The organism is Erythrobacter sp. (assembly GCF_023653175.1).
Lineage (GTDB): Bacteria > Pseudomonadota > Alphaproteobacteria > Sphingomonadales > Sphingomonadaceae > Erythrobacter.
Genome location: NZ_JAMNXL010000108.1, coordinates 1 through 12,635, shown reverse-complemented (window position 1 = coordinate 12,635; position 12,635 = coordinate 1). Strand labels below are relative to the sequence as shown.

Annotated in this window: 11 protein-coding genes and 1 pseudogene; 6 read left to right on the top strand and 6 right to left on the bottom strand. The window is 67.3% G+C overall.

Annotated elements, in window-relative coordinates:
- Window positions 1–385 (top strand): annotated as a pseudogene (locus NBV68_RS12450) (bifunctional folylpolyglutamate synthase/dihydrofolate synthase); the annotation flags it as partial.
- Here the strand turns inward: NBV68_RS12450 and NBV68_RS12445 are convergent.
- The gene (locus tag NBV68_RS12445) at window positions 382–1,716 is read right to left on the bottom strand and encodes an MFS transporter (RefSeq protein WP_296310295.1); all 1,335 of its coding nucleotides are present in this window, start codon (window positions 1,714–1,716) and stop codon (window positions 382–384) included. The pseudogene NBV68_RS12450 and the gene NBV68_RS12445 overlap by 4 nt on opposite strands.
- 70 nt (window positions 1,717–1,786) lie before the next feature.
- On the opposite strand from NBV68_RS12445, the gene NBV68_RS12440 reads away from it, so the two are divergent.
- The 3 genes from NBV68_RS12440 to rsmD are packed head-to-tail and all read left to right on the top strand — an operon-like array spanning window position 1,787 to window position 4,713.
- Complete coding sequence (locus NBV68_RS12440) at window positions 1,787–2,959, top strand: aromatic ring-hydroxylating dioxygenase subunit alpha (protein ID WP_296310294.1); 1,173 nt, start codon at window positions 1,787–1,789, stop codon at window positions 2,957–2,959.
- 51 nt (window positions 2,960–3,010) lie between these two features.
- A complete protein-coding gene (locus NBV68_RS12435; RefSeq protein WP_296310293.1) occupies window positions 3,011–4,129 on the top strand; it encodes a pseudouridine synthase in 1,119 nt (372 codons plus the stop codon).
- Entirely contained in the window at window positions 4,126–4,713 is a 588-nt protein-coding gene (gene rsmD / locus NBV68_RS12430) for a 16S rRNA (guanine(966)-N(2))-methyltransferase RsmD (RefSeq protein ID WP_296310292.1), read from the top strand. Before NBV68_RS12435 ends, rsmD begins: the two co-directional genes overlap by 4 nt.
- Here rsmD and NBV68_RS12425 read toward each other — a convergent pair.
- The gene (locus NBV68_RS12425) at window positions 4,710–5,225 is read right to left on the bottom strand and encodes a hypothetical protein (protein ID WP_296310291.1); all 516 of its coding nucleotides are present in this window, start codon (window positions 5,223–5,225) and stop codon (window positions 4,710–4,712) included. The two genes, rsmD and NBV68_RS12425, sit on opposite strands and share 4 nt — an antisense overlap.
- A 271-nt stretch (window positions 5,226–5,496) precedes the next feature.
- On the opposite strand from NBV68_RS12425, the gene NBV68_RS12420 reads away from it, so the two are divergent.
- On the top strand, window positions 5,497–7,803 hold the full coding sequence (locus tag NBV68_RS12420) for a UvrD-helicase domain-containing protein (protein WP_296310289.1): 2,307 nt from the start codon (window positions 5,497–5,499) through the stop codon (window positions 7,801–7,803).
- A 1-nt stretch (window position 7,804) separates the two neighbouring features.
- On the opposite strand, the gene NBV68_RS12415 is transcribed toward NBV68_RS12420, so the two are convergent.
- From NBV68_RS12415 to NBV68_RS12400, 4 genes are all read right to left on the bottom strand, one after another.
- Entirely contained in the window at window positions 7,805–8,629 is an 825-nt protein-coding gene (locus NBV68_RS12415) for a sterol desaturase family protein (protein WP_296310287.1), read from the bottom strand.
- Between the two features lie 63 nt (window positions 8,630–8,692).
- Window positions 8,693–9,238, bottom strand: coding sequence for a hypothetical protein (locus tag NBV68_RS12410; RefSeq protein ID WP_296310286.1), 546 nt, complete (start codon window positions 9,236–9,238; stop codon window positions 8,693–8,695).
- 11 nt (window positions 9,239–9,249) lie between these two features.
- The gene (locus tag NBV68_RS12405; protein WP_296310284.1) at window positions 9,250–10,683 is read right to left on the bottom strand and encodes a DEAD/DEAH box helicase; all 1,434 of its coding nucleotides are present in this window, start codon (window positions 10,681–10,683) and stop codon (window positions 9,250–9,252) included.
- Between the two features lie 148 nt (window positions 10,684–10,831).
- The gene (locus NBV68_RS12400) at window positions 10,832–11,410 is read right to left on the bottom strand and encodes a hypothetical protein (RefSeq protein WP_296310282.1); all 579 of its coding nucleotides are present in this window, start codon (window positions 11,408–11,410) and stop codon (window positions 10,832–10,834) included.
- 174 nt (window positions 11,411–11,584) lie between these two features.
- Here NBV68_RS12400 and NBV68_RS12395 point away from each other — a divergent pair.
- Window positions 11,585–12,635 (top strand): FAD-binding oxidoreductase (locus tag NBV68_RS12395; RefSeq protein ID WP_296310281.1); only part of this gene is annotated, 1,051 nt, incomplete at its 3' end.

Here is a 12,635-nt window from a genome sequence, read left to right as displayed (position 1 = left end):
GATGCAGTGCCTCGGCGACGGGCCGCTGACCGCTCTCGTGAATGACCAAACCGTCTGGCTCGACGGAGGCCACAACGCCAGCGCGGGTGCAGCGATCGCGGCGCAATTCACGGGCGAACTGCACCTCGTCATTGGCATGATCGAGGGCAAGGACCCGCGCGCCATCATCGAACCGCTGGGCGAGCGCATCCGCAGTCTCAACGTCGTCCCGGTGCCCGGTCACGAGTGCCATCCTGCCAGCGCCTTCGGCCCGAGCGCCCGCGCTGCAACCGATGTCGAGGACGCGCTTCTGCACATCCCCTCCGACGGTTACCCCATCCTGATCGCGGGCTCGCTCTACCTCGCGGGGGAGGTCCTCAGGCTCAACGACGAGCTTCCGGACTAGGCGCTTTCGCCCTCCCCCTCGCCCCGCACCGTCCCCGCCGTCCCGATCGACGCATCGATCAGCCCCGCGCGCATCATCAGCCAGAACAACACGATCCCCGGCAGCGCCGCAGCGGTGGTGAACAGGTAGAAGTTCACATAGCCGAAGCTCTCCACCAGCGCGCCCGCTGTCGTGCCGGTCAGAATCCGCCCGACAATGCTCGCCGCCGCCGAAATCAGCGCATATTGCGAGGCGGTGAAGCGCAGGTCGGTGAGCGCGGCGAAATAGGCCACCACCGTCACCCCGCCGATACCGCTCGCGATGTTTTCGAACAGGAAGGTCGCAGCCAGCCCCGCGTTGGTCTTGTCGACCGCGGCGAGCAGCGCGAAGCTGAGGTTCGACACGCCCATCAGCACCAGGCTCAGCAGCACCGAGCGCTTCATCCCGATCCGCGTGTAGAGGATCCCGCCGATGAAGATCCCGATCAGGAAGGCCCAGAAGCCCACGCCCACGTCGTAAAGCGCGATCTCGTCATTGGTGTAGCCCTTGTCGTCGAGCAGCAGGCGCACGGTGAGGTTCGCCAGCGTGTCGCCGATCTTGTGGAGCAGGATGAACAGCAGGACGAGCAGCGCGCCCTTCCTCATGAAGAATTCGGTGAAAGGGCCATAGACCGCGCGTAATGCCTCGCCCAATCCCTTGGCGCGCTCGGGAATGCGGCGGCGGGCAGGCTCACCCAGCACCAGCGCAGTCAGCATCGCCGGGAGCGCGAAGGCAGCGCAAGCGGTATAGGCAAGCTCCCAACCGATCCGCGCGGCCAGCACCAGCGCCAGCGCGCCCGCCGCCGCCGAGCCGATGCGCCAGCCATATTGCGTCATCCCCGATCCGACGCCGAGCTGTTCGGGCTTCAGGGTCTCGATCCGGTAGGCATCGATCACGATGTCGAAGGTCGCCCCGGCAATGCCGACAAGGATCGCCGAGGTCGCGACCCAGCCGATATTGGCTGCCGGATCGACCCACGCAAGATTTGCCACGGCCGCGATCACCAGCGCGCCGGTCAGCAGCATCCACGACACCCGTTGCCCGAGCCTGCCGATCACGGGCAGCCGCACTCCGTCGATCACCCACGCCCACAGGAACTTGAGGTTGTAGGCGAGGAATACCAGCGTGAAGGCCGTCACGGTCTTCTTGTCGATCCCGTCCTGCGCCAGCCGCGAAGTCAGCGTCGCGCCGATCAGCGCATAGGGAAAGCCCGAGGACACGCCGAGAAAGAACGCCGCGAGCGATTCCTTCTCCAGATAGGGCTTCAGCGCGCTGGCCCAATCGCGCTGCGGCGTGGCCCCGGTCTCGGTCATGCGAGGAGTCCTTTTGATTGATCCCGATGTCTGCCACACTAGGCAGGGATGAGAGGATGAGAAAAGAGCGATGAACGCCGCAACAACAGATATGCCCACATTGCGCCCCACCGCGGGCCAACTGGCGCTCGCAGAGGCGATCCGTGAAGGCCGCGCCAAGGTGGCGGGCGGCATCCAGACGGTGCCGGCGACGAACTACACCTGCCCCGATCACTTCGTGCGCGAGAAGGCGGTGCTGTTCGACCGGCTGCCGCAGGTCATCGCCCCTTCCGCGCTGCTGCCCGAACCCGGCATGGCCGTGCCGCATGACGCGACCGGCCGCCCGCTGCTGATCACCCGCGACAACGCGGGGACCGCCCATGTCTTCCTCAACGTCTGCCGCCACCGCGGCACGCGGCTGGTCGAGGGCAGCGAGGCAGTCTGCGCCAAGCGGCTGGTGTGCCCCTATCACGCCTGGACCTACCGGCTCGACGGCGGCCTGATGGCCCTGCCCCGGCCCGAGACCTTCCCGGGGCTCGACAAGGCGGATTTCGGCCTTGTCGAACTGCCCAGTCTTGAGTCAGGCGGCCTGATCTGGTTCGCGCCTTCCCAAGGTGCCGATTTCAGCGCAGCACATGAACTGGGCAAAGACTTCGACGCCTTCGGACTCAAGGGCGCGCACCTTTTCCGCCGCAAGCTTCATCGCGTTGCGGGCAACTGGAAGCTGATCATGGATGCCTTCCTCGAAAGCTACCATGTGACCCGCCTGCACGCCGCGACCATTGGCCCCTTCTTCAAGGACGGGATCACCGCGGGCGATCAGATCGGCCCGCACCAGCGCAGCGCCGTCGGAAGGCTCGAGGAGATGGAGGGGGTCGACCTCACCGACATGGCGAGCCTGCGCCGGGTGGTGACCTTCGCCTACCAGTTGCTCCCCGCGACCGTGGTCGTGCCCAGCCCCGATTACGTCAACGTGATGGTGCTGATGCCCCAGGCCCATGACCTGACGCTGGTCGAGGACTTCATGCTGATCCCCGAGGCACCCGCGACAGAAAAGGCGCTGGCGCATTGGGAGAAGAGCTGGAACCTGCTCGACGGCGGGGTCTTCGCCTCGGAAGATTTCCGCGCGGCGGAGCTCGGCCAGCAGGGGCTTTCGTCAGGGGCGGTGGAGCATATCACCCTCGGCACGCTCGAAGGCGGGATTGCGCGCTTCGATGCGATCGTCAGCGAAGCGCTCAAGGCAGCGGGGCGGGAGGCGAACTGAGCGGCGCGCAGGGTGGTCGCATTCCGGATCGAAATGCTCTAGGCGCGCCCCATGCCAACCCTGCCCCCCCGCTCCGAAACGCGCCCTGAAGGCGACCGCATTGCCAAGCTCCTCGCCCGCGCAGGGGTCGCCAGCCGCCGCGAGATCGAGCGGATGATTGCCGAGGGGCGCGTGGCGCTCGATGGCAAGGTGCTCGATACCCCGGCGACGATCCTCGCCAGCCTCAAGGGCGTGACGGTTGACGGCAATCCGGTCGCCGCAGCAGAGGCCACCCGCCTGTTCGCCTTCAACAAGCCGACCGGGCTGATCACTGCTGAAAGCGATCCGGCGGGCCGGCCGACGATCTATACCGCGCTGCGCAATGCCCTGCCCAAGGATACGCCCCGGCTGATGCCGGTGGGGCGGCTCGACCTCAATACCGAAGGTCTGCTGCTGCTCACCAATGACGGCGGATTGAAGCGCACGATGGAGCTGCCCGCCACCAAGGTCCCGCGCACCTACCGCGCCCGCGCCTTCGGGGTGGTGACGCAGAGCCAGCTCGAGGACCTGATGGACGGGGTCGAGATCGAGGGCGTGCGCTATGGCTCGATCAACGCCAATCTTGAGCGTTCCAGCGGGCGCAACCTGTGGATCGAGATGACCATCACCGAAGGCAAGAACCGCGAAGTCCGGCGCGTGCTCGAATATCTCGGGTTGCAGGTGAACCGCCTGATCCGCACCGGCTATGGCCCCTTCAACATCGGCGATCTGCCACGGGGGCAGGCAGTGGAGCTGACCGGCAAGCCGGTGGCGCATTTCCTCTCTGAGATGACCGGCGAGCCGATCCCGCGCGGCGGAGTGAAAAAGGCCGAGAAGGTCGAGATCATGGCCCCGGCCAAGGCGCCGCGCCCACCGCGCCCACCGGCACGCAAGGGCCCGACCGAACGCCCTGCTCCGCGCAAAGACGCCGCCGCGGGCATAGGCGCACAGCGCAAGGACGCGGATACCGGTAAGAGCGATCCGCGCAGGGGCCCGGCTGCATCGCCTAACCGGCGAGACGGTCGCCAAACGCTCACCAACGCGCCGCGCAAAGGCCTCGCTGGCGCGGGAGCACCACGTTCCGGCATGGATGGGCGCAAGCGACCGGCCCCCACGCGCGGCAACACCCCCCCGCGCGGGCCGCGCAAATGAGGATCATCGCGGGCGAATGGCGCGGGAGGAAGCTTGCCGCGCCCAAGGGTGAGGGCACACGGCCCACGGCGGACCGTGCACGCGAGACGCTGTTCGCGATGCTGACCAGCCGCTTGGGCGATTTTGCGGGGCTGCAAGTCGCCGATCTCTTCGCAGGCTCCGGCGCGCTGGGTCTGGAGGCCCTGTCGCGCGGGGCCGAAAGCTGCCTGTTCGTCGAGCAGGACCGCGCGGCTGTCGACGTGATCCGCGCCAATGTCGCCGCGCTTGGTGCGGGCGCGCGGGCGCGGGTCGAGGCGGGGTCGGTGATGGCCCTGCGCGCCGCGGCCAGGCCGCTCGACCTGATCCTTGCCGATCCGCCCTACAAGTCGGGCGCGGGCGAGGTGGCCTTGGACCGCTTGCTGCGCCTCGGCTGGATCGGCCCCGAGACATGGATCGCGCTCGAGACCGCCTTCAACGAGGATATCGCGATCAAGGGCCTTGTCGCCGAAACCGAACGCCGGGTCGGCAAGGGGAAGCTCCACCTCTTGCGGTTGGATGCTTCCCCTGATGCTGGGCCGGAGGTTGGTCCCGATCCCTTGGCTTAGCCGCGCGGAGGCGTCAGGCGGGATTCGATCTGCGCCCAGGTCGATTCGCGCTGCGCGTCGGGCATCTGGCTGAGCGTCACCTTGTCACTGTCCGACAGCGCCCAGAAGATTTCCCGACGCTGCTGGTTGAGCGACCAGAAGTAGTTCTGAGTGTCGGTCGGCCAAGCCTTGTAGCCGGCCTGACGGTCGGCCGGCCAGGACTGCATCATCGCGTCCTGTTCGGCGCTCGGCACTGCAGGCGTTGCAGTAGCCTGCTGGTCCTGCGGCGTTTCGGTCATTGGGCCGGTGTCGGGCATTGAGGGCGGCGTGGTCTCCGGCATCGAGGGCGGCGTGGTGCCGGGCATGGTGTCGGTGGTCTGGCCCGGCATGGTCTGGTCCGTCGTGGTCTGGTCCGTCGTGGTCTGGCCCGGCGCCGTATCCGGCATCTGTTCCTGCGCGGCGGCAAAGGTGCCGGTCATGGCAAGCGTCATGGCCGAACCGGCCAGAGCGAGGGTTTTGAAAGGCTTGTGCATGGGTAACTCCATCATTGATTGACCCAAGCACGACGAACGCGAACTGCTGTCCCGACCGCATGACCCCTCACGAACCGGACAATTCGAATATGGGCCTCGTTCGCACCGGGGCAATCACGCCGCTGCCCGGACGTCCCGCCCTCGCCCCGCCCGGGCGGCGAATGTGGCTGAAAGACGGCAGTCTGATATTCGGCCCGCCGCAAGCCTGTGTGCGGCTGCGTCTCGCAGCTTGCCCCCCGGTGAATTGTTCCCTACCTGTTCGCATGAGACGATGAGCCAGATCCTGCCCTCCCCCGCCACCAACCCCGAGTCGGTGCCCGCCTATGCCGCGCGGTTGAACCCGCCGCAGCGCGCCGCCGTGCTCGCGACCGAGGGCCCGGTGCTCATGCTCGCGGGCGCCGGCACGGGCAAGACCGCCGCGCTCACTGCGCGCCTTGCGCATCTGGTGGCGACGGGCCGCGCCTACCCCTCGCAGATCCTGTGCGTCACCTTCACCAACAAGGCCGCGCGCGAGATGCGCGAGCGCGTGGCGCATCACCTCGGGCCGCAGGCCGAAGGGCTGCCGTGGCTCGGCACCTTCCACTCCATCTGCGCCAAGATGCTGCGCCGCCATGCCGAGCTGGTCGGGCTGCAACACAATTACACCATCATCGACACCGACGATCAGCTGCGCCTCCTGAAGCAGCTCATCACCGAGGCCGAGCTTGACGAGAAGCGCTGGCCCGCGCGCCAGCTTGCGGGGCTGATCGACCGCTGGAAGAACCGCGGCCTCGGCCCCGCCGATCTCGATGCGACCGAGAACGAGGCCTATGCCAACGGCAAGGGCACCGCGCTCTACGCCCGCTATCAGGAGCGACTGCGGCAATTGAACGCCTGCGATTTCGGCGATCTGATGCTGCACATGGTGACCATCCTGAAGTCACACCACGACATCCTCGCCGATTACCAGCGCCGCTTCCGCTACATCATGGTGGACGAATATCAGGACACCAACGCGGTCCAGTACCTGTGGCTGCGGCTGCTGGCGCAGGGGCACAAGAACATCTGCGTGGTCGGGGACGACGACCAGTCGATCTATTCCTGGCGCGGAGCCGAGGTCGCCAACATCCTCAGGTTCGAGAAGGATTTCCCGGGCACCGAAGTGATCCGGCTGGAACAGAACTACCGCTCCACCCCGCATATCCTCGGCGCAGCATCGGGCCTCATCCGCGAAAACTCGCAGCGCCATGACAAGACCCTGTGGACCGAGGTCAATGGCGGCGAGAAGGTCAAGGTGATCGGCGTGTGGGACGCGCCCGAGGAAGCGCGCCGGGTGGGTGAAGCAATCGAGCGGCTCGAGCGCGAGGGCGCGGGCCTCGACCAGGTCGCCATACTCGTGCGCGCCCAGTACCAGACCCGCGAGTTCGAAGACCGCTTCATCCAGATCGGCATCGCCTACCGGATCATCGGGGGTTTCCGCTTCTACGAGCGCGCCGAAATCCGCGATGCGCTGGCCTATCTGCGCCTCATCGCGCAGCCGCAGGACGATCTGGCGTTCGAGCGCATCCACAACCAGCCCAAGCGCGGGCTCGGCGCGAAGGCTCTGGAGGCGATGCACAGCCACGCGCGACGCACCGGCCTGCCTCTGGCGGCCGCCGCTCTGCAACTCGCCGACAGCGACGAATTGCCCAGGCGCGCCGCGATCACCATCGGCGGCTTGATGCGCCAGTTCCTGCACTGGCGCGAGCAGGCAGAGACGCTCTCGCCCGCCGATCTGCTCCGGCTGGTGATGGAGGATAGCGGCTACAACGCGATGCTCGCCGCGGATCGCTCCCCCGAAAGCGCGGGCCGCGCGGAAAACCTCTCCGAACTCGCTCGGGCGATGGAGGAATACGTCACCCTCGGCGATTTCCTCGAGCATGTCAGCCTCGTCATGGACAATGACCGCGCGAACGAGGGCGAGACCGTGACGATCATGACGATCCACGCCGCCAAGGGCCTCGAATTCGACAATGTGTTCTGCGTCGGCTGGGAGGAAGGCGTCTTCCCCTCGCAGCGCGCGATCGACGAAGGGGGGCTGGCGTCGCTCGAAGAGGAACGCCGCCTCGCCTATGTGGCGATCACCCGCGCGCGGCGGCATTGCACCATTCTCCATGCCGCCAACCGCCGGATCTATGGCCAGTGGACAAGTTCGATCCCCTCACGCTTCATCGGCGAATTGCCCCCTGAGCATATCGACAGCGAGACCACGCTCACCGGCGGGGCATCGCTGTGGCGGGCGAACTGGAGCGAGCAGGAAGACCCCTTCGCCCATGTCGCGCAGAACCGGCCCGAGCGTGCGCAGCAGCGCGGCCCCGGCTGGCAGCGCGCCATCGCCAGCGGCTACGACACGCGCCCCGCCCGCATCGCCGAAAGCACGCGCTCGGCCGCCAGCTTCGCCGCTCCGGCCCGCTCCGACATCGCGATCGGCGCGATGGTCACCCATGCCAAGTTCGGCACGGGCTGCGTGATCGATCAGGAGGGCAACAAGCTCACCATCCTGTTCGAAGGCGTGGGTGAGAAACGGGTGCTGGATTCGTTCGTGACGGTGGTGGGCTGACTCAGCCCGCGGCTTGCTCCGCAGGCTGCGGATCGGGCTTCCTCCAGTAGCGCGCCTCGAACGGCCGGGCGAGCTCACCCACCGCGTCGCGGGTGCCCTCGGCGATTCCCGTCTCGCAGTTCACGTAGGGCGCCGGGTCGACAAAGGTTCCGAAAACCTTGTCCCACAGCGTCAGCATATTGCCGTAATTGCTCCCCATCAGCTCCTCGTCGCGGATGTGGTGCAGGCGGTGCGCGGCGGGCGAGATGAACACCTTGCCGAAAATGCCGAGCGTCCAGGGCACGTCGGCGTGAATGAAATAGCCCCACCAGCTGCGCAGCAGCAAGCCGACGCCGATCGCCCAGAACGGCAGGCCGAGCAGGATCACGAGAAGGTTGTCGATCAGCAGCGCCAGTGCCTCGCCGAACGGATGCTTGCGGCGCACGCTCAGCCAGTTCATCGCCTCGTCGGCGTGGTGCGTGGCGTGGACCGGCCACAGCATCGGCACATGCTCGAGGCGGTGGCGCCAATAGGCGGCGAATTCCATCAGAGCGATCGCCGCGATGATCGAGACCGCCGCGGGCATTCCCTCCCAGAAGCTCACCAGCGCATCCGCGCGCGGCAGCAGCGAATGGCCGGTGAGGATCGGCACCGCGATCAGCGGTACCACCACTAGCGCGTTGACCAGCAGCAACACGAGGTTGGTGACGATCTCCGGCCGCGCGCGCCGGATCGCCGCGACCAGCGCGTCGCGCTTGGTGACATAGGCGACCACGCCGAACAGCACCGCCAGCGGCGCGACATTCGCGATTTCGGTGCGCAGGGCTTCAAGAATGCTGTCGATCACGGGCGCGGGATTACGCCGGGATCGCCCAAGAAATGGTTAAGCCCGCCCCGCTTCGCGTGAGGCTCAGGACCACACCAGCGACAGCGGATAAAGCATGATCAGCCACCCGATGCAGCCCAGCACCAGCGCCCGCTCGCGCGCGAAGATGGCGGCGAGAGTCACCGGGATCAGCGACCAGGTGATGACGATCTGGCGGGCGCTGAACAGGTTGTCTGTGCCGACGATGCTCACCACCCAGCCGAACAGCGCCAGATTGCAGACCAGCACGCCGACCAGCACCAACCGGTAATTGGCGGCGAAATGCGCCTCGTGATCCTCGTCGGGGCTGCCGGGGAAAATCAGCGAGGCGGCAACGTAATAGATGCCGGTGACGAGGAAGCCTGCGAACATCATCGGCCAGCTTGCGGTGATATGCGCGCGCATCTGCCAGCCGAACACCCAGAAGGTCACGACATCGCAGGCGACGAGGATGCCGAGCAGCGCGGTCGACCACCCGATCCGCACCTGGCGACGCGATTTGAGTGCTCGGGCAAGGCCGCTCAGGGCCTCGGTGAGCGCCAGGCCGAGCAGCAGTCCGAACAGCGTGAGAGCGTAATCGAACTCCTGCATCGCTTGCCGCGTCAGCCGAAGCCGATGTCGAGGAAGCTCGGGCGCGGGCCATTCCATTCGCCGGGGGGCACGGGCTCGTCATCCTCGTGATAGCGGCGCGGCTTGCGCTCGGCGGCGACACGTTCGGTGCGCTCGGGCCGCTCGCGGCGCGGACGCTCCTCGCGGGCTTCGTCGCGCGGGGCCCGCTCCTTGCGGGGCCGCTCTTCGCGTTCGGGGCGATCCTCACGCGCGCGGCGCGGCTTGCGTTCCTCACGGGCCTCGGGTTCATCGGCCTCGGCGGGCTTGGCGGCTTCGGCCTTGGCGAGCACTTCGGAAAGGTCGACGCGCACGTCCTCCTTGCCGAACACCTTGATCGCACTGCCGGTCAGCTTCTCGACATTGGCGATCGCCTCGGCGTCCTCTTCGGAGACAAAGGTGAAGGCCCGCCCCTTGGCGCCGGCACGGCCGGTGCGGCCGATGCGGTGGACGTAGTCGTCCGGGTGCCAGGGGGTGTCAAAATTGAAGACGTGGGAGACGCCCTTGATGTCGAGCCCGCGCGCCGCAACGTCCGAGGCCACGAGGATGTTCACCTCGCCCGCCTTGAAGCGGTCAAGCTCCTTGATGCGGCTCGACTGGTCCATGTCGCCATGGATCTCGCTCGAGCGGAAGCCATAGCGGTGGAGGCTCTGATTGAGCTCGCGCACAGTGGTCTTGCGGTTGGCGAAGATGATTGCGGTTTCGACAAGGTCGTTCTCGAGAAACCAGCGCAGCGTGTCCTTCTTCGACCGCGACTTCACCGGCACCTTGAAGGCGGTGATGTCGGCATTGGTCGACGCCGCGCGATTGACTTCGATCCGCTTGGGATTGTTGAGGAACTTCTTCGACAGCTTCTCGATCGGCGGGGGCATGGTCGCCGAAAACAGCATCGTCTGGCGCGTTTCGGGAAGCTTGGAGCAGATGAACTCGATATCGGGGATGAAGCCCATGTCGAGCATCCGGTCGGCCTCGTCGATCACCAGCAGCTCGCAGCCGTTGAGCATGATCTTGCCGCGCTCGAACAGGTCCATGAGGCGTCCCGGGGTGGCGATCAGCACGTCAACACCGTCGGACAGAGCTTTAAGCTGGTCGCCCATCTGCACGCCGCCGATCAGCAGCGCCATCTTGAGATCGTGGTTCTTGCCGTATTTCTCGAAGTTCTCGGCCACCTGCGCAGCCAGCTCGCGGGTCGGCTCGAGGATCAGCGAGCGCGGCATCAGCGCGCGGCGGCGGCCGGCGGCCATCACGTCGATCATCGGCAGCACGAAGCTCGCGGTCTTGCCGGTGCCGGTCTGGGCAATGCCGATCAGGTCGCGCATCATCAGCACGGTCGGGATCGCCTGCGCCTGGATCGCGGTCGGCGTGGTGTAGCCCGCGTCCTCCACGGCTTTGAGCAATTCGGGCGAAAGGCCGAGATCGGCGAAGGTCATGCGCTGTGTGGTGTCCGAGAATAGCGGGCAGGGGTGCTGCCGGGATTGCTGGCCCTGACGCGAAACCCCCCGGCGGCGTCAGAACGCCGCGCCTTTCCCGCAAACGCGGGCAAAAGTCAAGGAATCGCGCCCTGAGCCCGCGCGCGGGTCAGCTTCGCACGGCCACCAGCTGGCGCATCGTCTCGATCTCGCAGCGCGCGCCGGTGCGCGATTGCAGCTTGTCGCGGCTGACGCACAGCTGCCCGTCCTTGTTCTTCTCGACATAGAAGCCGGAATAGAAGTCGCGGGCACGACACGCCTTTTCGAGGCCCACCGAGACCATCTTGCGATCACGCAGATAGAGCACCAGCCGGTTGCCGCTGCCGGTCTGCACGCCCGCGATCGTCCCGAGGCCGAGGCATTTCTCCTTGCCGCGCTCCTCGTAGCGTGGCGGCGAGGCGCGTTGCGGCAGATCGGCGGTGAGGTTCTGGCGGGCGGCAAGAGGCGCGGGCGCGATGCGGATCACGACGCGCTGTTCGATCCGCACCTGGCTCACCGAGGAAGATTGGCGCAGCGCCAGCAACGGGTTGATTTCGCGCGGCATCTCATCATCTGTGGCGAGTGGCGCGTCCGATTGCGGCGCGGATGGATCGGCGGCCGGCGCAGGCGGCTCGGCCACGTCCACCGCTTCGGCCACCAGCGGCAGCATCAGCGCCAGCGGCGCTGCGAAGGCAAAGAGGTCGTGCATGGGCGAGGAAGGCTCTCTCCTTGCAGGGGCGGATCGTAAGGCTGGCCGGGCGCGCCGCGCGCTTGGCCGGATGACATGCCCTAGCACCTGCATTTGAACCATGGCTTAACTGGCGCGCGAGGGCCCCGCGAAAGGATTGGCAATTTCTTGGGCCACTGTGGCATGGAGGCAACAATGAATCATCCTGCTCCCCCGCTCCGCCCTGCCCCTGGCACGGAGGCCTTCCTCGCCGAGGCGCGTGCGCTGCTGGGCGAGCGGGGCCTCACCACCGACCCCGAACGGATCGACAGCTGGCTGACCGACTGGCGCGGGCGCTACACCGGCCGCGCGCTGGCGCTCGCCGCGCCCGCTTCGACGCAGGAGGTCGCCGCGCTGGTAAAGCTGTGCGCGGCTCACGGCGTGCCGATCGTGCCGCAGGGCGGCAATAGCGGGATGGCAGGCGGCGCAACCCCTGACGCGACGGGCACCGCGATCATTCTGTCCCTGCGGCGCATGAACAAGCTTCGCAGCCTCTCGGCCGAAGCGGGCCAAGCGGTGTGCGAGGCGGGCGTGATCCTCCAGACCCTGCACGAGACGGCGGAGGCTGCGGGCCTGCGCTTCCCCCTGACCCTGGGCGGGAAAGGCTCTGCCACCATCGGCGGGCTGATTGCGACCAATGCGGGCGGCACGCAAGTGCTGCGCCACGGGACGATGCGCGCGCAGGTGCTGGGGCTGGAGGCGGTGCTGGCCTCGGGCGAGGTGCTCGATCTGATGACCCCGCTCAAGAAGGACAACCGCGGCTTCGACCTGAAGCAATTGCTGATCGGTTCGGAAGGCACGCTCGGCATCGTCACCGCGGCAACCCTGCGGCTGCTGCCTGCCGCGACCGGCCGCGCCACCGCCTGGGTGGGGCTTGGCGGGATCGTCGAGGCGCGCACCCTGCTGCGGCAGATGGAACGCGCGCTGGGCGATGCGCTCGAGGGTTTCGAGGTGGTGCCCGCCCATTGCCTGGACAGCGTGCTCGCCCACGAGCCCGCTGCCCGCGCGCCGCTGGGCGAGCGTCATGCCTGGAACGCGCTGATCGAGTGCGTCTCGAGCGCGCAGGATTCCGCCAGCCTTCGCGAAGGGCTGGAGACCGCGCGTGCCGCCGCGCTGGAGGAGGGCCTTGTTGCCGATGCCGTGATCGCTGCCAGCGACACCCAGGCCGAGGCCTTCTGGGCTCTGCGCGACGGCATCTCGGCGGGGG

What these genes read in the sequence shown, in the direction of transcription:
- NBV68_RS12445 (WP_296310295.1), bottom strand. Translation starts at nt 1,716, where the DNA reads ATGACCGAGACCGGGGCCACGCCGCAGCGCGATTGGGCCAGCGCGCTG.
- NBV68_RS12440 (WP_296310294.1), top strand. Translation starts at nt 1,787, where the DNA reads ATGAACGCCGCAACAACAGATATGCCCACATTGCGCCCCACCGCGGGC.
- NBV68_RS12435 (WP_296310293.1), top strand. Translation starts at nt 3,011, where the DNA reads ATGCCAACCCTGCCCCCCCGCTCCGAAACGCGCCCTGAAGGCGACCGC.
- rsmD (WP_296310292.1), top strand. Translation starts at nt 4,126, where the DNA reads ATGAGGATCATCGCGGGCGAATGGCGCGGGAGGAAGCTTGCCGCGCCC.
- NBV68_RS12425 (WP_296310291.1), bottom strand. Translation starts at nt 5,225, where the DNA reads ATGCACAAGCCTTTCAAAACCCTCGCTCTGGCCGGTTCGGCCATGACG.
- NBV68_RS12420 (WP_296310289.1), top strand. Translation starts at nt 5,497, where the DNA reads ATGAGCCAGATCCTGCCCTCCCCCGCCACCAACCCCGAGTCGGTGCCC.
- NBV68_RS12410 (WP_296310286.1), bottom strand. Translation starts at nt 9,238, where the DNA reads ATGCAGGAGTTCGATTACGCTCTCACGCTGTTCGGACTGCTGCTCGGC.
- NBV68_RS12405 (WP_296310284.1), bottom strand. Translation starts at nt 10,683, where the DNA reads ATGACCTTCGCCGATCTCGGCCTTTCGCCCGAATTGCTCAAAGCCGTG.
- NBV68_RS12400 (WP_296310282.1), bottom strand. Translation starts at nt 11,410, where the DNA reads ATGCACGACCTCTTTGCCTTCGCAGCGCCGCTGGCGCTGATGCTGCCG.